The 26,164-nt window shown below is 64.8% G+C and carries 22 protein-coding genes and 1 pseudogene; 11 read left to right on the top strand and 12 right to left on the bottom strand.

Going from position 1 to position 26,164, the window contains the following annotated elements; all coding sequences use genetic code 11:
- Positions 1-249: 249 nt before the first annotated feature.
- Complete coding sequence (locus QA609_RS19870) at positions 250-753, top strand: universal stress protein (RefSeq protein WP_278304369.1); 504 nt, start codon at positions 250-252, stop codon at positions 751-753.
- On the opposite strand, the gene QA609_RS19875 is transcribed toward QA609_RS19870, so the two are convergent.
- Complete coding sequence (locus QA609_RS19875; RefSeq protein ID WP_278304370.1) at positions 750-1,688, bottom strand: biotin--[acetyl-CoA-carboxylase] ligase; 939 nt, start codon at positions 1,686-1,688, stop codon at positions 750-752. The two genes, QA609_RS19870 and QA609_RS19875, sit on opposite strands and share 4 nt — an antisense overlap.
- A 164-nt stretch (positions 1,689-1,852) precedes the next feature.
- Here QA609_RS19875 and QA609_RS19880 point away from each other — a divergent pair, with 164 nt between their 5' ends.
- On the top strand, positions 1,853-2,023 hold the full coding sequence (locus QA609_RS19880; RefSeq protein WP_278304371.1) for a hypothetical protein: 171 nt from the start codon (positions 1,853-1,855) through the stop codon (positions 2,021-2,023).
- A 71-nt stretch (positions 2,024-2,094) separates the two neighbouring features.
- On the opposite strand, the gene QA609_RS19885 is transcribed toward QA609_RS19880, so the two are convergent.
- Together QA609_RS19885 and QA609_RS19890 are read right to left on the bottom strand one after the other, a co-directional pair.
- Complete coding sequence (locus tag QA609_RS19885) at positions 2,095-3,075, bottom strand: tyrosine--tRNA ligase (protein WP_278304372.1); 981 nt, start codon at positions 3,073-3,075, stop codon at positions 2,095-2,097.
- Positions 3,076-3,139: 64 nt separating this feature from the next.
- Positions 3,140-3,418 carry a HalOD1 output domain-containing protein gene (locus QA609_RS19890; RefSeq protein WP_278304373.1) on the bottom strand — a complete coding sequence of 93 codons (279 nt, stop codon included), beginning with the start codon at positions 3,416-3,418 and terminating at the stop codon, positions 3,140-3,142.
- Between the two features lie 150 nt (positions 3,419-3,568).
- Here QA609_RS19890 and QA609_RS19895 point away from each other — a divergent pair, with 150 nt between their 5' ends.
- Entirely contained in the window at positions 3,569-4,231 is a 663-nt protein-coding gene (locus tag QA609_RS19895; RefSeq protein WP_278304374.1) for a hypothetical protein, read from the top strand.
- On the opposite strand, the gene QA609_RS19900 is transcribed toward QA609_RS19895, so the two are convergent.
- Both QA609_RS19900 and QA609_RS19905 read right to left on the bottom strand, forming a co-directional pair.
- Positions 4,228-5,007, bottom strand: a complete 780-nt coding sequence (locus QA609_RS19900; RefSeq protein ID WP_278304375.1) for a 4-phosphopantoate--beta-alanine ligase — start codon at positions 5,005-5,007, stop codon at positions 4,228-4,230. The genes QA609_RS19895 and QA609_RS19900 overlap by 4 nt on opposite strands.
- Before the next feature lie 41 nt (positions 5,008-5,048).
- Entirely contained in the window at positions 5,049-5,876 is an 828-nt protein-coding gene (locus QA609_RS19905; RefSeq protein ID WP_278304426.1) for a pantoate kinase, read from the bottom strand.
- A gap of 197 nt (positions 5,877-6,073) precedes the next feature.
- Between QA609_RS19905 and QA609_RS19910 the strand changes: the two genes are divergently transcribed.
- The 4 genes and pseudogenes from QA609_RS19910 to QA609_RS19925 all read left to right on the top strand — a co-directional run bounded on the left by QA609_RS19910 (position 6,074) and on the right by QA609_RS19925 (position 11,811).
- Positions 6,074-7,558 (top strand): hypothetical protein, encoded by a 1,485-nt coding sequence (locus tag QA609_RS19910; protein WP_278304376.1) that lies wholly within the window; start codon positions 6,074-6,076, stop codon positions 7,556-7,558.
- Positions 7,559-7,653: 95 nt separating this feature from the next.
- On the top strand, positions 7,654-9,372 hold the full coding sequence (locus QA609_RS19915; protein WP_278304377.1) for a cation:proton antiporter: 1,719 nt from the start codon (positions 7,654-7,656) through the stop codon (positions 9,370-9,372).
- Positions 9,365-11,026 (top strand): cation:proton antiporter, encoded by a 1,662-nt coding sequence (locus tag QA609_RS19920; RefSeq protein WP_278304378.1) that lies wholly within the window; start codon positions 9,365-9,367, stop codon positions 11,024-11,026. Before QA609_RS19915 ends, QA609_RS19920 begins: the two co-directional genes overlap by 8 nt.
- Before the next feature lie 119 nt (positions 11,027-11,145).
- Positions 11,146-11,811, top strand: a pseudogene (locus QA609_RS19925) (DDE-type integrase/transposase/recombinase).
- A gap of 184 nt (positions 11,812-11,995) precedes the next feature.
- Here the strand turns inward: QA609_RS19925 and QA609_RS19930 are convergent.
- Together QA609_RS19930 and QA609_RS19935 are read right to left on the bottom strand one after the other, a co-directional pair.
- Positions 11,996-13,798, bottom strand: coding sequence for a cation:proton antiporter (locus QA609_RS19930; RefSeq protein WP_278304379.1), 1,803 nt, complete (start codon positions 13,796-13,798; stop codon positions 11,996-11,998).
- Positions 13,791-15,545, bottom strand: coding sequence for a cation:proton antiporter (locus QA609_RS19935; RefSeq protein ID WP_278304380.1), 1,755 nt, complete (start codon positions 15,543-15,545; stop codon positions 13,791-13,793). Before QA609_RS19935 ends, QA609_RS19930 begins: the two co-directional genes overlap by 8 nt.
- A gap of 501 nt (positions 15,546-16,046) precedes the next feature.
- Between QA609_RS19935 and QA609_RS19940 the strand changes: the two genes are divergently transcribed.
- Positions 16,047-18,314: an amino acid permease gene (locus tag QA609_RS19940; RefSeq protein ID WP_278304381.1), complete on the top strand. Its 2,268-nt coding sequence runs from the start codon at positions 16,047-16,049 to the stop codon at positions 18,312-18,314.
- A gap of 119 nt (positions 18,315-18,433) precedes the next feature.
- Here the strand turns inward: QA609_RS19940 and QA609_RS19945 are convergent, their stop codons facing one another.
- Together QA609_RS19945 and QA609_RS19950 are read right to left on the bottom strand one after the other, a co-directional pair.
- Entirely contained in the window at positions 18,434-18,571 is a 138-nt protein-coding gene (locus QA609_RS19945; protein WP_278304382.1) for a hypothetical protein, read from the bottom strand.
- A 209-nt stretch (positions 18,572-18,780) separates the two neighbouring features.
- A complete protein-coding gene (locus QA609_RS19950) occupies positions 18,781-19,524 on the bottom strand; it encodes a TrkA C-terminal domain-containing protein (protein WP_278304383.1) in 744 nt (247 codons plus the stop codon).
- Positions 19,525-19,738: 214 nt separating this feature from the next.
- On the opposite strand from QA609_RS19950, the gene QA609_RS19955 reads away from it, so the two are divergent.
- Positions 19,739-21,379, top strand: coding sequence for a potassium channel protein (locus QA609_RS19955; RefSeq protein ID WP_278304384.1), 1,641 nt, complete (start codon positions 19,739-19,741; stop codon positions 21,377-21,379).
- Between the two features lie 29 nt (positions 21,380-21,408).
- On the opposite strand, the gene QA609_RS19960 is transcribed toward QA609_RS19955, so the two are convergent.
- The gene (locus QA609_RS19960) at positions 21,409-22,674 is read right to left on the bottom strand and encodes a cation:proton antiporter (RefSeq protein WP_278304385.1); all 1,266 of its coding nucleotides are present in this window, start codon (positions 22,672-22,674) and stop codon (positions 21,409-21,411) included.
- Between the two features lie 90 nt (positions 22,675-22,764).
- On the opposite strand from QA609_RS19960, the gene QA609_RS19965 reads away from it, so the two are divergent.
- The gene (locus QA609_RS19965) at positions 22,765-23,328 is read left to right on the top strand and encodes a hypothetical protein (RefSeq protein WP_278304386.1); all 564 of its coding nucleotides are present in this window, start codon (positions 22,765-22,767) and stop codon (positions 23,326-23,328) included.
- 63 nt (positions 23,329-23,391) lie between these two features.
- Here the strand turns inward: QA609_RS19965 and QA609_RS19970 are convergent, their stop codons facing one another.
- Together QA609_RS19970 and aspS are read right to left on the bottom strand one after the other, a co-directional pair.
- Positions 23,392-23,985: a flavodoxin domain-containing protein gene (locus QA609_RS19970; RefSeq protein ID WP_278304427.1), complete on the bottom strand. Its 594-nt coding sequence runs from the start codon at positions 23,983-23,985 to the stop codon at positions 23,392-23,394.
- Positions 23,986-24,140: 155 nt separating this feature from the next.
- Positions 24,141-25,445 carry an aspartate--tRNA(Asn) ligase gene (gene aspS, locus QA609_RS19975; protein WP_278304387.1) on the bottom strand — a complete coding sequence of 435 codons (1,305 nt, stop codon included), beginning with the start codon at positions 25,443-25,445 and terminating at the stop codon, positions 24,141-24,143.
- A gap of 228 nt (positions 25,446-25,673) precedes the next feature.
- Between aspS and QA609_RS19980 the strand changes: the two genes are divergently transcribed.
- On the top strand, positions 25,674-26,153 hold the full coding sequence (locus QA609_RS19980) for a cupin domain-containing protein (protein WP_278304388.1): 480 nt from the start codon (positions 25,674-25,676) through the stop codon (positions 26,151-26,153).
- The last annotated feature ends 11 nt before the right edge of the window (positions 26,154-26,164 follow it).

Genomic DNA, 26,164 nt, shown 5'->3' on the forward strand with positions numbered 1-26,164 from the left:
AGGAGCGACTCGCCGCTCTAGAGCCGTAGGTCGGTTCGACGAGACGGCTCTCGTCGACGACCTACCCGAACCTTCGCGAGAAGTACGGTGTAAAGAACCCTCGTTTGCCGTGCGGAAACGGTGCCAGCGGAGAGGAGCGACGTTTTTGCCAGTTTCATCCTCTCGCCACCCCTATCAGTATTCGTATGAGAATCTCTCGATACTACCACAACGTTATTACTCCCGACGTGTTATGCCACGTGGTAACAGATGTACGACTGCATTCTCGTCCCGACCGACGGTTCGCCGGAGGGCGAGCGCGCGCTCGAGTACGCCTTCGAGCTCGCGCGTACTCACGACGCGACGGTGAAGGCGATCTACGTCGCCAACGTCGCCAGCTACGGCGGACTGCCGATGGAGACCGCCTGGGAAGGCATCGGGGAGGCGCTGCGCTCGGAGGGCCAGGGCGCGCTCGCGCGGGTCGAGGAGCTCGCACCGCCGGACGTCGACGTCGAGACGGAGATCCTCGAGGGGTCGCCGAGCCAGGTGATCGTCCGGGAGGCGACCCCCGACAGCTGCGACCTCGTCGTCATGGGGACCCACGGCCGCGGCGGGATCGACCGGCTGCTGCTGGGCAGCGTCGCCGAACGGGTCGTCAGACAGTCGCCCGTCCCGGTGCTGACGGTCAGGCTGGGCGAGGACGAACCGGTTCCGAACTCCGAGCGCCAGGCCGAAACGGCCGAGGGAGAAACGCCGGAGCCCTCGGACGTTTAGGTCGGCCGCAGGTGCTCGCAGTCGCCGGCCGAGACCGTCTCCCGGCCGTCGTCGGTCTCGACGACGAGCGCCCCGCTATCGGTGACATCGACTGCTTCTCCGACCAGTTCGTCGGTCGGTCGCTCGACTCGGACGCGCTGGCCGAGCGTCAGCGCCAGCTCGCGCCAGGCCGGGACGACCGCCTCGAGGTCGGTCCGCAGATCGTCGAACTCCTCGAGGAGTCGCTGAACGAACGCGCGTCGGTCGACGTCACCGGCTTCGGCGCGGATCGAGGTCGCTTCCGCGGGCAACGCACCGGCGTCGACGTTCGCGTTGACGCCGATTCCGACGACGAGCCACGCGATGCGATCGGTCTCGCCCTCCATCTCCGTGAGGATCCCCGCGAGCTTGCGGTATCCGCCCTCGTCGTCGACGGGAACGACGACGTCGTTGGGCCACTTGATCCGGGCGTCGACGCCGGCCTCTCGAGCCGCCCGCGCGGTCGCGACCGCCGCCGCGAGCGTGTACAGGGACGCGCGGGCCGGCGCGACCTCGGGCCGGAGGACGATGCTCAGCCAGACCCCGCCCGAGGGGGACGTCCACTCGCGTTTCAGCCGACCCCGACTCCCGGTCTGTTCGTCCGCGAGGACGCCGACGTCGCTCGCCCCGTCGGTCGCCAGCTCGCGGGCGCGGTCGTTGGTGCTCCCGATCGACTGGTGGTAGTCGATCGAGAACGGCGCCTCGAGCCCGAACTCGACTGCGGGGGCGTTGTAGGCCGCGACGCCGGTCAGCTCGTAGCCCGTCGATCCGCCCTCGATCTCGAAGCCGGCCTCGCGCAGCCCGTCGATCTGCTTCCAGACGGCCGCCCGCGAGATCCCGAGCGACTCGGCCACGTCCGGCCCCGAGACGGGGCCGTCGGCGATGGCCTCGAGGATGGCTCGTCGCGTCTCGTTCATACGGAGGAAAGGGACGGGACCGTACTTGAATCGGCTGGATCGGCTCTCGAGCGGGTCGCGGTTCGATTCTCTCTCGTCGTGACTGGTCGTTCGACCGTCCGATCCGGAGGCTTTTGCCGCTCGCTCTCGGAACGTCGACCGAATGAGGTGAGCTAGCACGACACATGAAAATCGGCACGCGCTGTACGACCTGCGGGACACGACCCGTCGAGGGCGAGATCACGACCTGCGAGACCTGTGGACGCGGGGTCCACGAGCCCTGCGAGGAGTACGAGACGACCTTCGAGTGTCAGTACTGCGGCGACGAGCCGTGGATCGACGCGGTCGAGTTCTGAGCCGGGCGGCGACGGCGCGGCGGGCGAGCCGCTCGGCTCTCGCGGGACCGAGAACCCGGCAGTGCTGGGTCTTAGCCTCGCAGCTCGCGGAGCTTCTCGCGGCCCGGCGCGATCAGCTCGTCGAGGTAGGTCGCGAGGGTGCCCTTCGCGTCGGCGGGATGGAGTTCGCCGGACTCGAGATCCGCCGCCAGGTCCTCGTACTCCTCGTAGGTCAGGTCGCCACCGTACTTTTCGGGGCGATCGACGACGATCTCCTCGAAGCGCGGGAAGACGTGGTACTCGAACAGCTCGAGCACGGGGTTCTCGAGGTCGCCCTCCGGGTCCCGCGTGGGCGGACAGAAGGCCGAGTTGACCTTCTCCTCGAGTTCGTCGGTGGAGTCCTCCATCGAGATCGTGATCCCCTCGCTCGAGGACATCTTCCCCTCGCCGCTGGTGAGGTCGGCGACGATCGGCGTGTGTAGACAGGGGCGGGCCTCGTAGCCCAGGTCGGGCAGCTCCTCGCGGTGGAGCATGTGGACCTTGCGCTGGTCCAAGCCGCCGACCGCGAGGTCGAGGTCGAGGTACTCGATGTCCAGGGCCTGCATCAGCGGGTAGACCAGGTGGCTGACCTTCGCCGTCTCGCCCGACTGGAGCTCGGCCATCGCGCGCTGGGCGCGGTTCATCGTCGTCGAGAGCTCGAGTTCGTGGAGATCGAGGGTGTACTCCTCGTCGAGCTGGAACTCCGAGCCGTAGACGAACTCGGTGTTCGACTCGTCGAGCCCGTAGGCGGTAAACTGCGCCTGCATCCGTTCTGCGGTCTCGCGGATCTCCTCGAAGCTGCCCTTCCCGTTGAGGTAGGCGTGGACGTCCGCGAGCAGGACGACGACCTCCATGCCGGCGTCCTGAAGGTCGATCAGCTTGTTGGCCGTCAGCAGGTGTCCCAGGTGCAACACGCCGGAGGGCTCGTAGCCGACGTAGACGCGTTTCCCCTCGGGGTCGGCCGCGAGTTCGCGCACCTCCTCGTCGGTGACGACTTCCTCGGCGTTTCGCGTGATCAGCTCGTAGGCGTCCATCTCTATCTCATCGGACCCGGCGAACGGTTTTATAATAACCGACCCGCGACCGCGGGAGGCCGGATCAGACCCCGGCGTTCGTCACCGTCGTCGTTCCGTCCTGTCGGACCCGGAACTGGTAGCCCTCGTAGGTGAACTCGAGGGCGGCGTTGGCCGTCGTTCGCGGCGGCGAGGAGAAGAGGTCCGCGAGCAGCTCGTTGACGGTGTAGTAGATCGGTGCGAGGTCGGTCACCTCCCGACTCTCGAGTTCGGCGACGAGCTCGGCGACCTGCGTCGCGGGCGTCTCCTGATCGGTGTCGAGCGTGCGTCTCGTAATGACGTCCTCGTTATCTGTCGTGCTCATTTAAGTGTGCGTACTACCAACTTGAAGGATCCTAACAGTTTCACCGGCGTATGCACATACGCGTCGCTTGCTGCCGATTCGGATCCCGGTGCCGAATGCGGCCACTGCCTGCCAAAGATTCATATCGACTTCGGCGTATCACTCGGTCGTATGGGCTATCGAGAGGATGCGATCAACGCCGCTCGACGGACCGTCTACCCGCAGATTCACTACCTTCTGCGGGGGACCTTCGGAGGGTACGCCGTCACGCACACTACTGCAGACGAGTACGCGCTGACCGCCAACTGTTCGGAAGCAGAGATCGAGGAGTTGCTCGACGAACTCAGGTTTTCGCGTAACCCGATCTCCGCGGTGAAGGTTCGGATGGACGGCAACACCGCAGAGGGGTCGTGGGTGTGGCGGCCGTCGCCGCTGGCGTCGTATCAGCTCCACGTTATCCTCCACGAACTCGAGAACACCGAGGAGGTCGATATCTACGCCCACTGGGAGTGTTCGTGGATCCGCCACCCCTACAGACACTACGTCGCCCGCGGCTACGACGCCCAGAAGGGCGTCGAGCTAACTCGCCGCTGGCTGATCGACGACGACGGCGAGACGCTTCGAGGAGAGAACTGTGACATCCGCTACGAGGTCGACGACTCGTTCAGTCGGCGAGCCAGCGAGTACTTCTCGCTGTCGTACTACCGCGTCAAGGAGCTCACCGCCTCGATCAGCTCTCGAGTGCCGTTCCTCGACGGTGGCGACGGCGACCACATCACCGAAGCCGATGACGGCCGCGATACCCTCTCGCCGCGGATCACCGATCGCTTCTAGAGCTCGCCGTCTCGGATCCTGCGCTCGGCCTCCTCGAGCGCCGCCTCCCGATCGAACGCCTGGATAATTTTCCGGAGCTCGGCCTCGTCCGCGTCGGCCAGGTCCCGCGCGTGAGCCGTCACGTTCGGCACCGCGCGGATAATGTTGTCTACGATCGGGACCTCCGCGACCTGGGGCGACCGCGAGAGCGGATTGAGATCGATCACGATCTCCGTTTTCCCCATCGCCTCGAGGGCCTCCGCGCGGTCGCCGTCCTCGAGGGGGACGACCACGACGTCGGCCGCGTGGATCCCGTCGGCGTCGACCTTCGCGCGCTGGTGATCGAGGTTCGGGATCCGGGCGTCGGCCTCGAGTCCCTTCACGTCCTCGGCGCCGTGCTCGCGGAGGTGGTCGGCGATCGCCTCGATCCGCTCGGGGGTGCGGTTGAAGAGGTTGACCTCGAGGTCGGCGTCGACGGCGTCGGCGAGTTCGACCATCTCGCCGGGCACCAGTGCGGCGACGTTGCCGTTAATCGAGAGCACCGGCCGATCGGCGAGCAGCAGGTGGGCCGCGGCGGCCCGTTCGGCCTCGTCGGCGCTTGGGATCGTCTCCTCGCCGAGCAGGTAGTCGAAGGCACTGCCCCGTCCCTCGGCGTGCATTCCCTGCAGATGGGTGATCCCCTTCTCGACGCCCCGCTCGATCCGGTGGCGGGTGAGCAGGTCCTGGTATCTGGGGTGGTCCTCCGGGATCTCCTCCTCGTGCTCGACGTCGGCGGAGACGGTGTCGTAGTCGGTCATGATCGATCCCTCGAGACCGTCGATGAAAAGGCGACCGATCCCTACTTCAGCACCGCACCCGAGGGGTGGGTTCGACAGACCGACGGCTCGTAGCCGGCGTCGGAGAGCCCGGTTCCGAGCGCGAAGACGGTCTCGCCGAGCATCGCCATCGACGCCTCCCCGCCGGCACCCGTCACCTCTTCGATCGCCTCCTCGAGCGTCGGGGTCAGCAGTTCGGCCTCGCGCGCGAACTGACGCGAGGCGTCCATGAACCGATCGAGGGTGGGCTCCTCGACGAGCCGGGAGAGTGCCGCCTCGCCGGCTCGCGAGAGCTTCGCAGTCTCGCCCGCGAGCACGTCGGCCGTCGAGAGCTCGCCGAACGCGACGTACTCGATCCGGGCCCGGGCGGGAACCGCGTCGAGTTCGTTGACCGCGGGGCCGCCCGGCTCGAGTCGGATCGGGATCCCGCCCTGGGCCTGGGCGACGACGTCGCCCAGGCCCGTTCCGGCCTCGACCTCCGCGGCGTGGGCGATCGCGACCAGCTCGTTTCGCGAGCGCCGTCGCTCGAAGACCTGGTTCGCCGCGAACGCCGTCCCCAGCGCCATCGCCCCCGAGACGCCGAAGCCGGCCCCCAGCGGAAGCTCAGACTCGGCCTCGACCCTGGCCGGCACCTCGAGCGCCTCGAGGACCGTCCGAACCGGATCGATCTCGATCGGTTCGCCGTCGAGGACGACCGCCGTCTCGGTTGCGGGTTCGACGGTCACCTCGACGCCGTCGGTCAGCGTCAGTCCACCCCCACGTGAGCCGGCCTTCGTCGGGTCCGCGTCCGGATGGGCGCTGAAGAATCCGGTTACGTGGCCCGGCACGAACGCCGTCGCCTCCTCGCGCATCATCATCCGGTTGTCACTCGCCCGGTATAACGTTGCAGGTTCCACACCGACGGCTCAGGACACTTCATGGTCCCGGCTTTTCCGTTCGGAGCCTCAAGGAACGCGCAATGAGCGAACAGTCCTCGCCGCGGCCCGTCGACCCGGTGGTCGGCAGCGACAGCGAGCGCTCCCTCCTCGAGGACGGGTGGGGCTGAGCGATGGCGACGAACACGGAACCCAGCGGTTTCGGCCGGTTCTTCCAGCAGTACACGAAAACCTGGATGCACGCCGTCGCGACGGCCGGGCTTACGGCGTTCGGACTCCTCTCGTTCGTCCACCGCGGGTTCGTCCTCCTGGCGCTCGCCTGCTATATCGTCCCGCCGATCGTCCTCTACATCACGCGACGCGGCGACGACGCAGCCGGGAGTTCGATGTCGCCGACCGACGCGGCACTCGCGGAGCACGAGGAGCCGGACGGGAGCGAGCGGATCGAGCCCGAGGACCGGTCCGCCCCGGAGTCGGGAGCCGATTCGCTCGGGCCGCCGCCGGCAGAGCCGGACGCTCGAGCCGAGTCCCCGAGCGAGGACGGCCGGGAGTCGCTCGAGGGCGCGTCGACGACCGACCGCGAACCAGAAGTCGAACCGGAGCCACGGCCCTCGAGCGAGCCGGCAGCCGACGCCGAACCGTCGACCGAGTCGACGGATGCAGCCGCGTCGGAATCCGAAGTAGACGAGTCGGCCGGCGAGCCCGAGCCAGCGACTGAGGACACCGCAGCGGTGTCCGAACCACACGACGAGGACGAGATCGACTCCGAGTCCGAACCCGAACCCGAGTGGCGGCCCGCGGACGCGCCCACCGACGCGACCCTGCTCGACGCCGCGGTCGCCGGGCGCTCGAGCGCCGTCGCCGTCGGCAAGGATGGCGTGGTCGCAACGACGGACGGCGAGGAGTGGTCCATCACCCTCGAGGACGGCCCCGCTGCCCAGGGCCAGACCCTGCACGGCGTCGACGTAACCGAGGACGGCCAGGCTACCTGGGTCGCCGGCGACGGGGGCGCCGTCGGTCGACTCGAGCTCGACTCGGGCCGCCACACCGACTACTCGGCGCCCGACGACCGCACGGACAACCTCGCTGGGATCGCCGTTGCTGGCAGCGAGGGCGACGAGACCGTCCTCCTGATCAACGGCTCGGGCGAGGTGCTTCGCGGCCGGTACCGCGACGGCGACTGCAGCTGGGACGAGCCCGCGACGCCGGGCAGCGGCTCGAGCCTGAGCGACGTCGTTCTCGTCGATTCGTCTGTCGGCTACTGCTGTGACACGAACGACGGCGTCTTCGCGACCGAGGACGGCGGCGAGCGCTTCGAGTCGATCGGGATCGACGGCGCCGACGGCACCCCGACCGGGCTCGCCGCGGGCGAGGACGGAACCTGTTACCTCTGTACCGACGCCGGCGTCGTCCACCGCTACGACGGCTCGCGGTGGACCCCCGAGCGGGTCTGCGAGGAGGCGCTCGCGGGGGTCGCTCGAGTCGGGGACCGACTCGCCGTCTGTACCGCCGACGGAGCGATCCACGAACGCGACGGGCCGACGGCCGACTGGAAGCGAGCCGATGCGGACGCGACGGCGGGACTCGAGGCGATCGCGCTCGGCGACGAACTCGGCGTCGCCGTCGGAAGCGAGGGGACGGTGATCGAGCGACGATGAGTTTCGGGCGACGCCGAGACCGCGAGGACCGCCGAGAACAACGACAGTTGCCGACGACCAGCCGCCTACGATCGAGTATGTGGAGGACCTAAGAGATGCCGACCGGAGGGATCGCACTCGCGGCAGACTTTGCGCTGTTGATCGCCGCGGCAACGCTACTGAGTTATATCGCCCGACTGACGGGACAGCCGACGATCGTCGCCTACATCATGACCGGCGTCGTCGTCGGGCCGATCGGCCTCGGGATCGTCGCCGAGGATCAGTTGATCGAGGTGATGGCCGAACTCGGGCTCGGCTTCCTGCTGTTCCTGCTCGGGATCGAGATGCGTTTCGACGACATCAAGGAGATCATGCGCCCCGTCGGGGCGATCGCGGTCGGGCAGGCGCTCCTGCAGGCGATCGCCTCGACGAGCGTTGCACTCTTGCTCGGCTTTACGCTCTATCAGTCGCTGATGATCGCGCTGGCGACGACGTTCGGCGCGACGCCGATCATCGTCAAGGTGCTCGGCGACAAGGACGACCTGAAGACGCTGTACGGCAAGACCGACGTCGGGATCCTCATCTTCCAGGACATCTACCTCGTGCTGGCACTCGCGATCCTGGCCGTCGGCACCGTCGACGACGTCACCGAGGTCGCGTTCAGCATCGGACAGGTGCTGTTCCTGATGGGCGTCATCGGCGTCGTCGCCTACCTCGGGAGCAAGTACTTCCTGCCCGCGCTGTTGCGGGCCAGCGCCGCGAACAAGAGCACCCTGTTTACCGTTGGCATCGCCTGGGCGTTCCTCTTCATCTTCGCGGCCGAGACGCTCGACCTCTCGGTCGAGATCGGTGCGTTCCTCGCGGGACTCGCGCTCGCACAGCTTCCCTACAGCACGGAGCTCAAAGAGCGGATGCGACCCGCGACGAACTTCTTCATCGCGGTCTTCTTCGCGAGCATCGCCCTCCAGATGGAGGTCGACCAGCTGCTCGCCTACTGGCAGGAGGCGCTGATCGCGAGCGTCGCCCTGATCGTGATCAACTTCTTCATCGTCTTCGGGCTGTTCTACAGCCAGAACTTCGACATGGAGACCTCCTTCCTGGGGACGATCTCGATGCTCCAGGTCAGCGAGTTCTCGGTCGTGCTTGGCGCCCTCGCTGTCGAGGAGGGGTTCATCGAGGAGGGGCTGCTCGGCTTCTTCAGCCTGATGGCGCTCGTCACGATGCCGATCTCGACGTACTACGTCCGGTACAACCGCGAGATCTACGCGCACGTCAAACCGTACCTCGAGCGATTCGAGCCCGACGACCCCATTCAGGCCGAACCGGTCGAGTACGAGAACCACGCCGTCGTCGTCGGCTACAACCGACTCTCGAGCGAACTCATGAACGTACTGGATGACCACGTCGAGGAGATCGTCGTCGTCGAGGATAGAGCCGAACACGTCGAAGAACTCCAGGAGGCCGACCACGGCTTCATCTTCGGCAACGCTAGACACGGCGAGATCCGCCAGGAGGCGAACCTCGCCGGCGCGGAGGTTCTGATCACCGTCGCCGACCGGGTCGACGTCAACGAGCGCCTCGTCGAGGAGTCGCCGGAGACGCTTTCGATCGTGAGAGCCAACACTGAACTCGAAGCCACGCGGCTCACCGAGGCCGGGGCGGACTACGTGGTCATGGAGCGTGGGCTCGTTGGCGAGGAGCTGGCGGACCTGCTCCAGACGCTCGACGACCGCGAGGCGTTCGAGGACCGCCTTGCGGAGCTCAACGCGCGGGCCCGCAGCGAGCCGAGGCGGACCAGCGAGCCCGCCAGCACCGGAGGTGAGACCGATGTATGATATTCTGTTCGCGCTGACGCTGATCTTCGGCGTCGCAGCGCTGCTGTTGCTCGTCGCCGCCCAGCGAGATCTCCCGGTGATTCCGTTCTACCTGATCGCGGGAGTTCTCATCGGCTTCGCGATCGACGAGAGCGAGCTGCTCGATCTGGCCCAGTGGGGGATCGCCTTCCTCGTCTTCCTCTTCGGGACCAACGTCGACCTCGAGTCGTTCCGCTCGACCGGGCGAACCAGCGTCGTCATCGGCGTCGTGCAGGCGATTGTCGTCGGCGGGCTGGCCGGTGGCGGCGCGCTCGCGTTCGGCGTCGATCCGCTGAACGCCGTTTACTTCGGCGTCGCCGCGGCCCTGAGCTCGTCGCTCGTCGCGACCAGCTACCTCGACACCGACGAGGGCGTTCGACCGACCCACGCGCAGGTCGCCGAGTCGATCCACTTCACGGAGGACCTGCTGGGCGTCCTCGTCGTGTTGGGTCTGAGCGCGTTCGTCTACGCGACCGAGCCGGCCCCCTCCCAGCTCGCGGTCGGCGCCGGGCTGTTCGTGCTCGCACTCGGCGTGCGGTACCTCGCGTTCCACCGCATTACGAGCAGGCTCCGGGGGGATTCCGAGGTGATGATGCTGTTCGGGATCACGCTCGCGATCGGCTTCATCGCGCTCGCTGAAGTTGCGAACCTCTCGATTATCGTCGGCGCGTTCGCCGCCGGAATCGCCGTCGCCGACGACTACCCACACTCGCTCGAACTGGTCGACACGATCGACGACCTCGAGGACTTCTTCACGCCGATCTTCTTCGTCACCGTCGGCGCTCTGCTGGCGATTCCGACGCTCGAGACGATCGGTTATACGGCCGCGCTGGTCACGGCGGTGCTCGTCCTCAATCCGCTGATCGTCGGGTTCCTCCTGCTTCGCGCCGGATTCGACGGACGGACGGCCGTCCTGACGGGGCTGACACTGGATCAGGTCAGCGTGTTCAGCCTCTTCATCGCGATCGAGGCGCTCATCGCCGAGACGATCGCGCGGCCGCTGTTCGACGCGATCGTGCTCTCGGCGGCGATCACGATGTTCGCGGCGACGTATACGGCCCGCAACGCCGAGGACATCAACCGCTGGCTCCGCGAGCGCGGGCTCGTTCGTGCCGTCGGCAAACCGATCGGGGAGAAGACGAACGTCGACGACGGGCTCGAGGACCACGTCATCGTTACCGACTTCGAACACGGCGGCGAGCACGTCCTCAAGGCCTGCTCGGAGCTCGATCGACCGGTCGTCGTCGTCGAGGACAACCCGACGCGGTTCGACGACGTCCGCGACCTCGCCGACAACTACGTCTACGGTGACGTGTTGAACGATCGGACCTGGGACGTCGCGGGACTCGAAACGGCGGCGCTCGTCGTCTCGCTCTCGCCCGAACTCGCCCGCGCCGAGGCGATCGCCGATCTCGAGACGGACACCCCCCGGGTCATCCGGATCGATTCGGCCGACGACGCCGGGACGTTCCTCGAGCGCGAGGCGACCGGCGTCGTCTACCCCGAGGCGATCACGGCCGAGCGGGTCGGGGACGATCTCGAGGCGTTGCTTACCGACGACATCTCTCACGAGGAGTTCCTCGAGCGTAGCCGGACATTCTTCGAGGACCCGCCGTACCCAGATCAGGAATCGTAGCTTACCGTTTGCACGCTTCGGGTCGGATTCCATTTATGTCGAATGCCCAATCACTCTCTAGTTGAGCCAGATTGAGGAACGAGCAGGTCGTTGGATTGACTTGGACTACTGCTCGCAGCCTGCTCAGCGAGAGCTACGGCGCGGATTTAGGAGAAGTTTGGGAGAACGAGCGGACGGCGACGTTCACGAGAGCAAAGCTCTTGTGCAGCCAATCAGAACGCGAAGCGTTCTGAGGACACCGGTCAGGACGTTCGCGTCCAACTCCACGCCATTGGTTATTGATCCGAGAGATGAACGATTCTCGAGGAAAGAGGCGTTGAAACCCCTCACAGAGCCGCCTGTCACGAGGTTCCTCAGATGGTTGACATCCTTTCTGGCCCGCCGTCAGCTTCGCCGACCCGGGGCGCGGTTGACAAGAACGGTGCCCAAATCAGTGGTGAACTGTCTTAGTGCAATAGACCTCGACACGAAGCTAATTCTTGACGTCCAGGTATTCGGACGCCACGGCACCGATCCGGCAGCTGCGTTCCTGTATGGACTCCGTGAGAAACACGATCTCTCCGGGGCAGTGTTTCTCGTCGATCAGTTTGGCTATCGGACTGCCCCTGTCCGGTTAGGAATGAACGGTCGAGTAGACTACATCGACCGAAACCTCGGTCGAAAAGTGGTTTCCTACGCTCAAAATCCGGATCGACCGGTTCCATAACTCAGCGATCGGCAGCAAAACGTCACAGCACACTTTAATCGACGGAGCACCGTGCAGACGCTGCTCAATCGAGAGTTGACGGCGACGGAATGATCGGAAATGATACCAGTTTTAGGGCTCAGACAGTCCACAACAGGTGTTCCACGCCTAATCCGTCTCAGTTGTGTTTGATAGTGGAATTATGAGGGGAGAAAGCGCAAGTGTTGTGTCCCCTCTCATACGCTAACAAAAGACGATACCATACATTTGAGCTGCGGAGAATGTTAGCTGTCGAGATCTCCGGTGTGCGACGTCGATTCCGCAGCGGAAGACCGAGGTGGTGCACGCTCCGTGTTCAGTTCGTTCATGCTCTCCGCTCGTAGTTCGTCGGGATCGTACTCCCCCTTCAAGAGTGCCCCGAGGCTGTCGGTGAGCTGGTCGGCTGCGAGGAGGCCCGGAACGATGACGTACGTAGCCCCTCGCTCGATGAGCTCGGCGGCCATCGGCAACTCGCTGGTCCGGACGACGACGTCAGTGGTATCGGCAAACGACAGGAAGTGTTCCGTGGCTGACTTTGATTCAGCGGTGGAGATGATTAGTTGCGCCGCCTCGAGGTTGGACACGTCCGTCGTTTCCGGTTCGATTGCGTCGGCGAATACGTAGGCATCGCACTCGGCCCGGAGATCGGACAGTGCATGCGGATTGTTCTCGATCACGACGTACGGCTGGTCAATCTCCTCGCAGAATTCGACGAGTCGTCGGCCGTGTCGGCCGTACCCAACGATGACGACGTGGTCGGAAATATCCTCAGGGACGAAGTTCCAGTCGTCGACATCGTGATACGGCTGACCGAGCCAGCCGCGACTGGCCATGATCTCGTAGATTTCCTCGTCGTACGTGTGAGTTAGATTCGAGAGGATCATCGACACTGCTGCCGCAAGGATGATCGCTTCGAACACCGGCTCGATCAGGAATCCGAGGACGAGCGCCTCGATGGCCACGATGACACCGAACTCACCGACGTGGTCCAGATTGAGTCCCGTAACCGTCGCCGATCGCCTGTCGTACCCGTTGTATACGAGCAGGACGCCGATGACGATCGGCTTGATAACGACCGTCAGGACAACGAGCCCGAGAGCGATCGTGGCGACGGGGACGAAGGGAGCTATGGCAGCCGACGGATCGGCCACTACCGCGGTCAGCGGGGGTAGTGTGACTAAGGCTCCAACAGTGGCGAAGAAGATCGCAACGAAGAATTCCTGGATCGAGTTCAACCCGTTGAACACCTCCGAGTACTCGACTGGGTTGTCTCTGATTGCCAGTCCGGCGGCGAACGCGCCGACGACGATCGATGTTTCGAGGAACTCCGCTGCAGCGAGGAAGGCGATCAACAACGCTACGATGCTGATGAGCATCGCCTCGTCGGAACCACTGGTGAGTCGTTCCATGAGACCGAACAGGTACCGATTGATGGCGATTGCTGTACCGACGAGTAGGACACCGTACCCGAGCTGTGTTGCGATCGGATCCAGCGCGAAGGTGCCGGCGCTGACGACGAGTAACAGCATCACCGCCAAAAAGTCGTTGACCGAATCGATCTCGTTCGAAAGATAGTCGTGGACGATGTCGGACTGCGGTTCGGTAAACAGCGTCGTTCCAACGATCATCGACGAGAGGGCGGCTACGATCCCGACGAAGAGCGCCTGTTCGAGCGTCAGTGTATCTATGACTCCTCCGTCTGTGAGGATCCCGTACTCCAGTGCGATGCCGACCACGAGCGCGAAGGCAAGTCCGAGGACGCCGAGGACGAGCGCCTGAACGATCGCGACGACTTCGGTATCCGAGGTGACTGTACGGACGTGTTCAGTCTGAATCTGCACGCTGAAACTGAAGACGAGGAACGCGATTCCGAGCCGGGCGAGCTCGAGCATGAGCTCCTCGTCGATGAGACCCAGCTGTCCGACGAACAACCCCGCCAAGATGAGCGACGGGATGATCGACAGCTGCAATCCCTTCGCGATCAGCAACAGCGGCCCGGCGACGACGAAAAGGATCGCCATTGCGGTGAGCAATGCGACGTCAGTCATCGTCACCACCTACTCGATCCGTGATATCGGGGAACAGCCGCCCGCTTCGCAACAGTTCCATGTCGCCGGCAATCTCTCGGTCGAAGGTCGATCTGTCCGCGAAGTACGACTCGAGGTATTCGATGAACTGTGCGACGCCGAGCTGTGGCGCCAGAATAACGTACTTAGCACCCGAATCGTACAACTGCTCTGCCTCCTCGGCAGTCGCTGCCTCGACGAACACCGTCGTCTCCTCCGTTGTCTCTCTGAGCAAGATCTCGTTAGTCTCCAGTTGATCCGACGACGAGAACACGAAGTCGGCGTACTTCACACCGGCGTCCTTGCGAATCTTCTCGTACCGGACGTCACCGAACAGGGTATCGTACCCTGCGTCTTCGACCGCTTCGATGTGCTCGACGTTTCGGTCGATGACCACGATCTGGTCGTACTGGTCCTCGAGGATTCGCAACGCCCTACGCGCAATCTCGTCGTAGCCGATGACAACGACGTGGTTTCGATACTCCGTATCGGCCGGCTGGACGGGGTCAGATTGCTCCCATCGCGAGAGGTACGGTTCCACGCGCTCGAACAGCTGTCGGTTGTACTGAATGAAGTACACCGAGACGCTCATCGTCATCAGCGCGACGAGGGTGATGAAGCCGAGCTCAGCTTGGCCGATAAACGGAGGCTCGCTCTCGACCGCAGCGACAGCGACGACGATGCCGAACTCACTGACCTGAATCATCCCGATGCTGCCGAGGAACGTCGTCTCGAGATCGAATCGCTGCCAGTTGAGAAGGAGGAAGAAGACGACAAACTTGACGATCATCAATCCCACGGCGACGGCGACCGCTTCCTGCCAGTATGCGAGGAGATCGCTCGCTTCGAAGTCGAGAGCGACGGAGACGAAAAACACCATCACGAACAGGTCCGTCAACGGGTTGACCCGACCCTGGAGATCCTTGCTGTAGGGCAGCTGGGCGATCGCCAGCCCGGCGAGGAACGCCCCCATCTCGATTGAGAGGTACGCGTCGACCCCGATCGGCGACAGGAGGACGTTGATCTGGTCGGATACGAGGACGAACAGAAAGAGCCACGAAATAGCGACGAGAAAAAGCAGCCTCGTATCGTCGGCGATTCGTCTAAAGAGCGACGGGAGCACGTATCTGGACGCAGCGATCGCCGCAACGGTAGTGACCGTGACGAGCACCATCACGATTCCAAGCGTCATCGCGACGTCGGCGATACCGTCGGGCCGGCCTGCGGCCAGCACCGCGAGAATAATGACGACAACGATGTCCTGGGCGAGGAGTACGCCGACATCGATCTTGCCGTGCAGCGACGTCGCCTCGCCCTTGTCGTTGAGCATTTTGATCACGACGGCCGTCGAACTGTACACCACCGCCAGCCCGATGATCACCGCCTCCTCGAATGAAAATGGGAGAAGGACTGCAAAACCAAACCCGACGGCTCCGACCGCGATCATCTGGGGAATAGATATCTTTACGATCGGTGCGATGAGATGGCGGATTTCATCGATTCGCATCTTGATACCGAGCAAAAACAATAGAAACGCGAGCCCGAGTTCGGCCATCGTGTCCGTGATGATGCTCGGTTCCACGAGTCCGAGTCCGACCGGGCCGATCACGACGCCGGTAAGAATATATCCGATGATCGTCGGCTGTCCCAATCGAACCGCAAGAACCCCGACGAGTGCAGCAGCGACGAGGATAATAGCTACATCATTCGCGAGGCCGACATCGACCATCTCTTATTTCACCACTACCCCTGCTTTTCTTGAAAGGCTCAAAAGTCCACGGCATGATTTGCCAAAGGACAAAAACGGTGATCGGTCGGTGTTTGTCGTACGGAACGGCGCCGCTCAGTCGGCTGGGTACACCGTTCTATCCAGAAGACTCGGAATCGCTACAGAGGACGCCGGCCCAGCGAGTTCGACCTCCTTTGCGATCGCGGGACTGGCCGCGCTGCCTACCGGCGACATCTCTCACGAGGAGTTCCTCGAGCGTAGCCGGACGTTCTTCGGGGGCCCGCCGTATCCGAGCGGAGAACGTACCTGACTCCTTGCATATTACAAGTCGGTACGTATCCATCGGGAAACCCACTGTTCGGTTACTGTGTTATCGCACGCGTTCGGCGGTCGTCTTCTCGAGCGATCTGTTTGTCGGGTCGTACAGCCATCTTCGGGTGCTGCAAACACGGAACGAACGGGCCACGCTCGCTCGCACGTCGCCTCCGACGGGTGGTGCTCGTGAGCGACACCGAGGGAGAACTCGCCCGCAACCTCGGTTTCACCGAGGCGATGACGATGGGTGGCGGAACGATGATCGGCGCCGGAATCTTTATTCTTCCCGGAATCGCTGCGGAGGGCGCCGGTCCGGCAAGTTCGATCTCCTTTGCAATCGCCGGGCTCGCCGCTCTGCTTGCGGCGATATCGCTGTCGGAACTGGCGACCGGGATGCCGATCGCCGGCGGGAGCTACCACTACGTCAACCGCGCGCTCGGCAGTCTCTTCGGCAGCATCGTCGGCTGGGGGATGTGGACCGGACTGATGTTCGCGAGCGCGTTCTACATGATCGGGTTCGGGCAGTACCTCGTCGAACCGATCCCGTTCTTCAGCGGCCGCGCGCTGGTGATCCTGTTCGGACTACTCGGGCTCGCCTTGCTCGTTGGCGTCAACTACTACGGCACCGAGGAGTCGGGATCGTTCCAGAACGTCATGATCGGCCTGGAACTCGTCGTGATCGTCGTCTACCTCGTCGTCGGCTTCTTCTATATCGACGCTGCGAACCTCGAGCCGTTCGCGCCGACGGGGCCGAGCGGGATCATCGCGACGACCGGGCTCGTCTTCGTCACGTTCCTCGGGTTCGAGATCATCGCCACCGTCGCCGAGGAGGTCAAGAACCCCGGCAAGAACATCCCGCTGACCATGATCCTCTCGGTCGTCTCGGTGACCCTGCTGTACGTGATCGTCATGATCGTCAGCACCGGGGTCGTGCCGTTCGACGAACTGGGTGACTCGCTCGTCCCGGTCGGCGACGTCGCCGAGGTGTCGATGGGGGCGGCTGGCGTCGCCGCGATCGTCGCCGCCGCGGCGCTGGCGGCGATCTCGAGCTCGAACTCGTCGATCCTCGCGGCCGCACGGGTCGTCTTCGCGATGGGGCGAGACAACCTGATGCAGGACTGGTTGAACACGACCCACAGCCGGTTCCGAACGCCACACCGCGCCGTCATCGCGACCGGACTCCTGACCGGACTGCTGGTCGCCGCCGGCCTGCAGGTCGAGGCGATTATCGAGGTGCTGGCCGAGGTGGCCAGCTTCAGCTTCCTCGTCGCGTACTCGCTCGTCCACGCCGCCGTCGTCGTCATTCGGCGTGCGGAGCCGGAGGACTACGAGCCCGACTTCGAGATCCCGTCCGTCCTCTACCCGTGGGTACCGATCGCCGGCATCGCACTCTCGATGCTGGTCATCACACAGATGAACCTCGCCGTCATCGGAATCGGGATCGGAATCATCGTCCTCGGGATCGTCTGGTACTTCCTGTACGCTCGACGCCAGGATATCGACCAGAGCCTCGTCGGCGACGCAATCGTGAACGGTTCAGAGGGAGGCAGCGTCGACGTCGACGAGGACCGATACAGGGTCGTCGTTCCGATCGCGAACCCGGAGACCCAGAAAAACCTGCTTCGGCTCGCCGCGGTCAGCGCGCGCACTCACTCCGAGGGCGAGACGCCGGAAATCGTCGCCGTCAACATTACCCGGGTTCCGACCCAGACGGCGCTCGAACAGGAGCTTCAGTTCGAGGAACAGCGCGTCGAAACCCAGCGCGAACTGCTTCAGAGTGCCCGCGAGGCGGCCGCCGATCTCGACATCAGCCTGCGAACGCGGGCGATTCTCGGACGCGACATCGGTCAGACCCTGCTGACGGTGCTCGAGGAGGAAGCGGCTGACCAGGTGGTGCTCGGCGATCGCGGGCACGGACGGCGGACGAAGGAGTACATCTTCGGGTCCACGATCGACCCCGTGTTAAAAAACGCTCCGTGTGACGTAACGATCGCCAACCTCCGGCGGGACGAGATCGGCGATGTCGTCGCGCTCGCCGGTCCCGGACCGCACGCGCCGGTGGCCGCCCGGCGCGCAGCCGAGTTCGCGACGCTCTCGGGAACGACGCCGACGCTGCTGAACGTTCAACCACCCGGCGACGGAGACGAAGACGACGATCCGATCGCGCAGGGCGAAGCGGTGATCGAGGACGTCGCAGAGACGGCTGGGGTCAAGAACTACGAGAGCAAGGTGCTCGTTTCCGAGGACGCCCAGTCGGCGATCCTCGAGGAGGTCGACGGCTACGACACCGTCTGTGCTGGCGTCTCGGAGAAAAGCAGCGTCTCGAAAATCCTGTACGGATCGATCGCTGAGACGGTCAAGCAACAGACCGACGGCAGCGTCGTGATGGTCCGCGGGCCGTACGAGACCCACTGGGAGATCACCGAGGCGGTCGCCGAACGGCTCTCCGCGTAGTCGGAACGGTTTCGATCGCTCGAGTTCGTCGCTTTTCACGATCGTTCCGGACGCCACACGCAAAAACCGGTTACGAGCGTCCGGGACGCGTGTACTCCTCGGAGCTGACCACACTGGGCTCAGAACACGTAGTGGGCGATCTCCTGTGACCCGCAGTGAGGACACTCGTCGTGGTCGTCGAGCTTCCGACCGCAGTTTCTGCACTCGTACAGCTCTGTGCCACGTCTACCGGTTCGTAGCGCGTCGAGTACCCCCATCCGTAGTAGACGTTGTAGGTACACTATTATTAATCCTACTCTCGATTCCGGAACGAGAGATAAAAACGAGATGTGCATGCGTGAGCTGCGAGGCCGTACAGTTGCGGGAGTCCGTGAAACCGTGCTCTTCGCTGTCCGCAGCTTCGGAACCGAGCGTGCCGACTCTACGGAAGCGACGGTCTCAATCGAGACCGAACTCGACGGCCGTGTTAGTCGTCGACCCCCTCGAACGCTCTCAGGGCGGACTCGTCGAAGTCACTCCGGGAGAGGACCGTGAGGATGTCGCCGGCCCGAACCTCGGTGCCGCCCGTCGGCGTCAGGACGTCGTCGGTGCGCTCGATCGAGACCACCAGTGTGTCGTCCTCGAGCAGTCCCTCGTCGTCGGCCTGCTCCAAGGACTTGCCGACGATGGGCGCGTTGTCGTCGACGGTGATCTCGACGACCTCGTTCCCGCCCGCGAGGCTGATATAGTCCGAGAACTGCTGGTGGGTTTCCGCGGGTCCGAAGGCGTGGTAGGCCTGAAACTGCTCGGTCCGGACGAGCTTCTCGTCGTCGATCTCGAGGCCGAGCTTCGCCAGCTCGCGGGCGACGTCGTTCAGCGCCTCGACGTCCGGTCCGGTAGCGAGGACGTGGAGGTTCTCCTCGCCCGCCACGAACTCGCGGACGTTGACGACGCCGGTGATCGTCCGTGCCTGCTGGGCGAGCCGCGGGCGCTCCTCGATCGGGGCCGTCGCCGTGTACAGCGTCGTGAGCATCTCGTCGGCGGCCTCGAAGTCGACGTTCGCGTGGTAGCCCCGGATAACGCCCGCGTTCTCCAGCTGGTCGATCCGGTTTCGGATCGTCGCCGGCGAGACGCCTACGTCCTCGGCGATCATCGGCGCGGAGGTGTTCCGTGCGTCCTGCATCAGCGCGTGGATGATGCGTTTGTTGACGTCGTCGAGACGAATGCCCATATCTGGGGTAACCGAGGGGACGAGATGGTTCCTCCCTTTCGGTTGCTGCCGCGGTCCGTAATCCAGACGCGATACCCCTACAGGAACGGACCGTTTGCCACCCTTCATCTCGATTTCGAATCCGCAATTGAAGGCCTAAGTAGTTCCGCAATACGAATAATATTGCGTCGTATTTACCGAAAGCCTAATAGCTCCCGTCTGATACCAGAGAACGATGAAGGACTGGCGTCGCCGAATCGGGTACGCACTTCTGACTGTCGCCGCGATCATCGTCGTCTACTCGACGGTGTACCAGTGGGCGATGCTGACCTTCGAGGGACGCGAGATTCCCTTCTACAAGGCCGTGCAGGTCGTCATCGAGTCGCTCACGACCGCCGGGTTCGGCGGCCACGCGCCGTGGGAGAGCACGGTGTTGAACCTCTTGGTGATCGGGATGAACCTTACCGGCGTCCTGCTCGTCTTCCTCGGGCTACCGCTGTTCGCGATCCCCCTGCTTCGACAGGCCCTCGAGTCGGAACCGCCGACGACCAGCGCCCTCACCGATCACGTGATCGTCTGTGGTCACTCGACGCTCGACGACGTACTCCGGAAGGAACTCGACGAGGTCGGGATCCCCTATCTCTTCGTCAGTCCCGACCCCGAGCTGGTCTCGGAGCTCGACGATCGGGGGATCGACGCCGTCCACGGCGATCCGGAGCAGATTCAGACGCTCCGGAATGCCAACGCCGCGGAAGCGCGCGCCCTCGTCGCGGACGTCGACGACGAGGCGAACCCGACGATCATCCTCTCGGCGCTTCGAATCAACCCCGAGATGCGGATCGTCAGCGTCGTCCGGGACTACAAGACGGCGACGTACCACGAGTACTCCGGCGCCGACGAAATCGTACTGGCTCGCCAGCAACTCGGCGAAGCGTTCGGGAGGCGGGCGACGATCTCCTTCGCCGAGAAGCTCCGGAGCGTGATCGAGGTCGAAAACGACTACGAGATCACCGAACTCCTGATCGAGGAGGGCAGCGATCTCGCCGGCTGCACTATCAGGGAGGCCGAAATCTTCGACCGTGAGGGGATCACCATCGTCGGCGTCTGGCTCGGCGGCAAGTTCGTGATCTCCCCCGATCCCGACACCGTCCTCGAGGAGAACACGATCCTCCTCGTCGCGGGCGGTCACGGCGGGTTCGAGGACGTCACCGCCCGGTCGATCCCGACTCACCACCACCCGTCCCGCGTCGTCGTCTGCGGGTACGGCACCGTCGGCTGGTCGGTGACCGAGACGCTCCGGGACGCGAACATCGACACCACCGTCATCGACCACGAGGACCGGGAGGGCGTCGACGTCGTCGGCGACGCGACCGATCCAGAGACCTACGAGAACGTCGATATCAAGGACGCCGAGACAGTCGTTCTCGCGCTGGACGACGACACGACCACGATCTACGCGACGCTCGTCATCCGGGAGCTCGATCCCGATATCGAGATCATCGCCCGCGCGGACGATCCGGACACCGTCTGGAAGCTGTACAACGCTGGCGCCGACTACGTCCTCTCCCTGCCGACGGTGACCGGCGAGATCCTGGCCTCGCATCTGATCGAGGAGGTCGAGATCGTCACGCCCCAGGTCCAGTTCGAGTTCGTCCGGTCGGCAGCGCCGTCGCTCGCCGGGATGAGTCTCAGCGACGCGGACCTTCGGGCCCGAACCGGCTGTACCGTGATCGGCATCGAACGAGACGGGGAGCTTCGAACCGACCTGACCGCCGAGTTCGTCGTCCGAGAGGACGATATCCTCATCGCCGGCGGGAGCGAGGACGCCATCGAGCGGTTCGAGGACGCCGTCACGCCGGACCGGATCGCTCACTGACGAGCCCGCTCGAGCGTCGACCGGTTCCCTCAGCGCTCCACGAGCCGATTCATCGCCGGCGTCGCCAGCACGCCGTGACCGACGACCGAGACGAGGACGACGAGGCCGACGATCGCCCACAGTAGTTCGGCTTCGCGGAACGGTGCGGCGTTGAGTCCCCACGAGAGGTAGAAGAACGAGCCGATCCCGCGGATGCCGAAAAACGAGATGACGGCCCGTTTGCGGAACGCGAGTTCGGAGCCGAGAAACCCGACTATCCCCGCGATCGGACGAACGACCAGCAGGATCCCAAGGACGACGACGGTCGCCTCGAGCGTCAGCGGCGCGAGCAGCCCGTTCGCGAGCGCGCCACCGAACAGCACCATGATCGCGACCATCAGCAGGTGTTCGGCCATCTCCGCGACGCCGTGGAGTGCCTCGTGGTACTCGTGGCTGCGCTCGTACTCCCGGATCGTCAGCGCGGCGACGAACACCGCGATGAAGCCGTAGCCGCCGACGAGTTCGACCGCCGCGAACGCGATCAGCGTTCCCGCGACGGCCTCGAGTCCCTGCACCGACCGCGAGAGCGGCGAGTCGGCCGAGAACCGGAAGACGACGACGGCGAGCAGCCAGCCGACGACGATTCCTCCCACGACGCCGACGACGATCTTGTAGGCGACGTAGACGAGCAGCCACTGCCCGAGCCACCGACTCGGCGCGTAGCCGACGAACGCGAGGAGGACGGCCAGGTAGGTAAACGGGAACGCGAGGCCGTCGTTGAGGCCCGCTTCGGAGGTCAGCGCGAACCGAACGTCGTCAGCGTCGTCACCGTCCGTCCCGCTTCCGTCCGAGTTCGACGGCGAGCTCCGGCCGGGGGGTCCGACCTGCACCTCCGAAGCGAGAACCGGATCGGTCGGCGCGATCGCCGCCCCGAGCAACAGCGCCGTCGGGAGCAGGAGTCCGGCGACGCCCCAGCCCAGCAGCGCCGCGCCGGCGATCGACAGCGGCATCGTGATCGCGAGCAGCCGAGTCGTCGACGCCCAGGCCGGCCAGCCGACGCGACGATCGATCTTCAGCCCCGCGCCCATCAGCGCGACGATCACGCCCAGTTCGGTCAACCGCTCGGCCTCGTCGGCGTGCTCGATCGGGTCGGGATACGGCAGCTCCGGCACGAGCGTGAACGCGACCGCACCCAGCGCGAGGTAGAAGATCGGCAGGGAGAGCGCGCGCTCCTCGAGGAGGCGAGTTAGCACGATCAGGGCGAGGATCGCGATACCCGCGACCAGCAAGCCGGCGACGAAGCCGTCGAGGACCATCCGTTGGCGGTATTACCATCCGCCACATAAACGGAGGACTTGCACGTTCTCGGCCAGCGGTTTTGTCTCGTCCCCGAGTACGGAACCGGGATGGACCGTCCGAGTACGTTCTCTCGGCGAACGCTCCTCGCGACCGTCGGGACGGTCGGACCGCTGACGTTCGCCGGCTGTACCGTCGACCACGACGAGGGGTACGAGCCGGAACCGGACCCCGTCGAGGATCACACGCCGATCGGGTATCGGCTTCCGGACCTTCCCGTTCGCGAGTTCACCGACGAACTCGACGCCGGCCTCGAGGCGGGGCTCGAGGCCACCGCCACCGATACGGAGAGCTTCGGAACGGCCCTCGAGCGCGACGGGATCGCCGTCGACCGTCTCGTTCGCGAGCGTAATTACCTCTACCTCGAGTACGTTGCTGATGCGCCCGAGACCGGCGTGCTGCGAGAGGTCGGTTACGTCGCCGGCGCGTACGTCCCCTACGTGCTCGCGAGTACGGATCCGGCCACGCTCGACGCGACGATCCTCGAGCGCGACGGGATCGACTTCGGTCGGTTTACGGGGTACGTCAACTGGGTTCGAGCGGTCGACGCGAGCGAGGAACCCCTTGCGGCCTACGGCGAGCGCGTGCTCGAGACGTTGAAGACGAAGCGATAGCGCCGCTACCCGTACTCCGAGACGCCGCCCGCTCGAGGTCGCACTTTTCGTGTCGCGTTCGCCTCACTCGAGCGGGTCCTCGCCGTCGGCTTCGGGTGGCGTGACTCCGAGGCGTCCCTCGACGAACGACGCGACGTCGGCGGCGAACGCCTCGACGGCCGCCCAGTCGGTGAACTCGACGTCCCCAGCGTCGTCGGCGTCGGGCAGCTCCGAGATCGTTCGCGAGGCGATCAGCTTCATCAGCTGTCGCTTGAGGAAGCCGTACTCCGAGTAGCGCAATGCGCCGCCGAAGTAGCCGATCCGATCGGGGTGCCAGTCGGTCTCCTCGAAGAACCGCTCGACGTACTCCGCGGCCTGCTCCGCGCCCTGCTCCTCGGCCGAGGAGAGCGACACCTGGAAGAACGCCGTGGGCATCGCGTTCAGGACGTCGCGGTTGGCTCGCACGAACTCGCGGACAGCCGGTTGCTGTTTCCCGGCGTGGACGGACGCGCCGACGAGGACGGCGTCGAACGTCTCCAGTTCGAGGTCCGGCGGAAGCTCGCTCGCGTCGACGGTCGTCGCGTCGTGTCCTCGAGCCGCCAGCGCGCCGCCGATCCGATCGGTGATCTTCGCGGTCTGTCCCTCACCGGTGCCGTAACAGACGAGAAACGAGAGCATCATGCCTCGCACGACGGCGGTTGCAATAAAGGAACGCGGGAAAACGGAGCGTCGTCCTGCTCGTTCTCAACGGCTTCGCCCTTATGGGCTCAGACGTTGGCGATCCCGCAAGACTCTCACTTCGTTCGAGCCTTGCTGGCTCTCAGGTTTGTCGCCTACGGCGACAAACGCTGGCGATCTCGCGGGAAGAGAACGGCCTCACGGATGTTCTCGAGGCCGAGAATCGTCATGATCAGGCGCTCGCCACCCAGCCCGAAGCCGGCGTGGGGCGGCATCCCGTACTTGAACATCTTCGTGTAGTAGTCGAACTGCTCGGGGTCGAGCCCCTGCTGTTCGAACCCTTCGATGAGCTGCTCGTAGCGGTGTTCGCGCTGGCCGCCCGAAACGAGCTCCATACGCGGGTGCATCAGGTCGAAGCCAGTCGAGAGCTGCTCGTCGTCCTCGTGGTCCTGGATGTAGAACGGCTTGATCTCGCTTGGCCAGTCGGTGATGAAGTAGTGGCCGCCGACGTCGTCACCCAGGGCCTTCTCGCCCTCGGTCGGCAGGTCGTCGCCCCAGACGAGCTGCTCGTCGAGCTCGCCGGTCGCGTTGATACGCTCGATAGCCTCCTCGTAGCTGAGTCGCGGGAACTCGCCGTCGGGAACCTCGAAGGTCTCCTCGAGGCCGAGCGCCTCGAGCTCCTCGCTGCAGTTCTCGTTGACGGCCTCGTAGGCCGCACGGACGACCCCCTCGGCGACGTCCATCGCGTCGTGTTCGTCACAGAACGCGCCCTCGAAGTCGATCGAGGTCGCCTCGTTGAGGTGGCGAGGCGTGTTGTGCTCCTCGGCGCGGAAGATCGGGCCGATCTCGAAGACGCGCTCGACGTTCGAGCCCGCGATCAGCTGCTTGAACAGCTGCGGGGACTGGTTCATGAAGGCCTCCTCGCCGAAGTACGTGATCGGGAACAGCTCGGTGCCGCCCTCGGTCCCGGTGGCGACGATCTTCGGGGTCGTGATCTCCGTACAGCGGAACTCGCGGAACGCATCGCGGGCCGCACGCAGGATCTCCGAGCGGATCTCGAAGACCGCCTGCACCTCGTCCTTCCGGAGGTCGAGCGTGCGGTTGTCCAGTCGCGTCGAGAGATCGGCGTCGACCTTTCCGGACGGGTCCAGCGGCAGCTCGGGGTCAGCGGGGCCGACGACCTCGAGCGACTCCGGCGTGACCTCGACGCCGGTCGGCGCGCGCGGTTCCTCCTCGACGGCGCCCGAGACCTTCACGACGCTCTCGCGGGAGACGTCGAGGCCGGTTTCGACGAGCTCGTCGTCCATCTCGTCTTTCTCGAACTTGATCTGAATCTTGCCCGTCGTATCCCGGAGAATCAGGAAGGCGATCCCGCCGAGGTCGCGGATCTCGTGGACCCAGCCGGCGACCGTCGCGTCGTCGCCCGGCTCGGCGTCGGCAGTGTAGGTTCTGTTCTGCATACCACCCGATTTCGGTCGCCGGAACTTAAGCGCAATCGTTCCGGATCGGCGGTTCGGATGCGGTCGGTGCGGTGCCATCGAGGCGGTCGTTCGCCAGCCCCCATGACGGTCCGCACGGCTACGGCTCGTCGATTTCGATCGCCACAGGAACCGATATCGACTCGTTCCGTCCGTCGACCCGTCCGACCCCGCGGACTCTTTGCGAGGGCCGGAGTACCGTCGCTTCGCATGACGAACGCCATCGACGAAGCCGACCTCGAGTGGACCGAGTACGACCGGGGATCGTCCCGGTTCCGGCGCAAGCAGCTCTCGAGCGCCGTCGACGCGACCGATCTCGGCTGTAGCCTGTACGAACTGCCCGCTGGCGAGCGATCGTGGCCCTACCACTACCACACCGCCAACGAGGAGGCGATCTTCGTCCTCGCGGGGGAGGGGATCTTGCGGTGTGAACGCGGGGAGCTCCCGCTCGAGGACGGCGTCTTCGCGGCGCTTCCGGCGAACGAGGACGGCGGACACCAGATCGTCAACGACAGCGATGGGGTGCTCCGGTACCTGATGGTCTCGACGATGACCGAACCCGACGTCACCGTCTACCCCGAAATGAACAAGTTCGGCGTCTTCGTCGATTCCCCGCCTGGCGGGGAGGGGGAGCGCTCGCTTCACGGCTACTACCGGCTCGACGAGGACGTCGAGTATTGGGAGGACTGAGTCTCGATCCG

It is taken from the genome of Natronococcus sp. A-GB7, from assembly GCF_029688865.1.
GTDB lineage: Archaea > Halobacteriota > Halobacteria > Halobacteriales > Natrialbaceae > Natronococcus.

Excerpts from the sequence above, each read along its gene's own strand:
- QA609_RS19870 (WP_278304369.1), top strand. The coding sequence starts at position 250 with ATGTACGACTGCATTCTCGTCCCGACCGACGGTTCGCCGGAGGGCGAG.
- QA609_RS19875 (WP_278304370.1), bottom strand. The coding sequence starts at position 1,688 with ATGAACGAGACGCGACGAGCCATCCTCGAGGCCATCGCCGACGGCCCC.
- QA609_RS19880 (WP_278304371.1), top strand. The coding sequence starts at position 1,853 with ATGAAAATCGGCACGCGCTGTACGACCTGCGGGACACGACCCGTCGAG.
- QA609_RS19885 (WP_278304372.1), bottom strand. The coding sequence starts at position 3,075 with ATGGACGCCTACGAGCTGATCACGCGAAACGCCGAGGAAGTCGTCACC.
- QA609_RS19890 (WP_278304373.1), bottom strand. The coding sequence starts at position 3,418 with ATGAGCACGACAGATAACGAGGACGTCATTACGAGACGCACGCTCGAC.
- QA609_RS19895 (WP_278304374.1), top strand. The coding sequence starts at position 3,569 with ATGGGCTATCGAGAGGATGCGATCAACGCCGCTCGACGGACCGTCTAC.
- QA609_RS19900 (WP_278304375.1), bottom strand. The coding sequence starts at position 5,007 with ATGACCGACTACGACACCGTCTCCGCCGACGTCGAGCACGAGGAGGAG.
- QA609_RS19905 (WP_278304426.1), bottom strand. The coding sequence starts at position 5,876 with ATGCGCGAGGAGGCGACGGCGTTCGTGCCGGGCCACGTAACCGGATTC.
- QA609_RS19910 (WP_278304376.1), top strand. The coding sequence starts at position 6,074 with ATGGCGACGAACACGGAACCCAGCGGTTTCGGCCGGTTCTTCCAGCAG.
- QA609_RS19915 (WP_278304377.1), top strand. The coding sequence starts at position 7,654 with ATGCCGACCGGAGGGATCGCACTCGCGGCAGACTTTGCGCTGTTGATC.
- QA609_RS19920 (WP_278304378.1), top strand. The coding sequence starts at position 9,365 with ATGTATGATATTCTGTTCGCGCTGACGCTGATCTTCGGCGTCGCAGCG.
- QA609_RS19930 (WP_278304379.1), bottom strand. The coding sequence starts at position 13,798 with ATGACTGACGTCGCATTGCTCACCGCAATGGCGATCCTTTTCGTCGTC.
- QA609_RS19935 (WP_278304380.1), bottom strand. The coding sequence starts at position 15,545 with ATGGTCGATGTCGGCCTCGCGAATGATGTAGCTATTATCCTCGTCGCT.
- QA609_RS19945 (WP_278304382.1), bottom strand. The coding sequence starts at position 18,571 with ATGGGGGTACTCGACGCGCTACGAACCGGTAGACGTGGCACAGAGCTG.
- QA609_RS19950 (WP_278304383.1), bottom strand. The coding sequence starts at position 19,524 with ATGGGCATTCGTCTCGACGACGTCAACAAACGCATCATCCACGCGCTG.
- QA609_RS19955 (WP_278304384.1), top strand. The coding sequence starts at position 19,739 with ATGAAGGACTGGCGTCGCCGAATCGGGTACGCACTTCTGACTGTCGCC.
- QA609_RS19960 (WP_278304385.1), bottom strand. The coding sequence starts at position 22,674 with ATGGTCCTCGACGGCTTCGTCGCCGGCTTGCTGGTCGCGGGTATCGCG.
- QA609_RS19965 (WP_278304386.1), top strand. The coding sequence starts at position 22,765 with ATGGACCGTCCGAGTACGTTCTCTCGGCGAACGCTCCTCGCGACCGTC.
- QA609_RS19970 (WP_278304427.1), bottom strand. The coding sequence starts at position 23,985 with ATGCTCTCGTTTCTCGTCTGTTACGGCACCGGTGAGGGACAGACCGCG.
- aspS (WP_278304387.1), bottom strand. The coding sequence starts at position 25,445 with ATGCAGAACAGAACCTACACTGCCGACGCCGAGCCGGGCGACGACGCG.
- QA609_RS19980 (WP_278304388.1), top strand. The coding sequence starts at position 25,674 with ATGACGAACGCCATCGACGAAGCCGACCTCGAGTGGACCGAGTACGAC.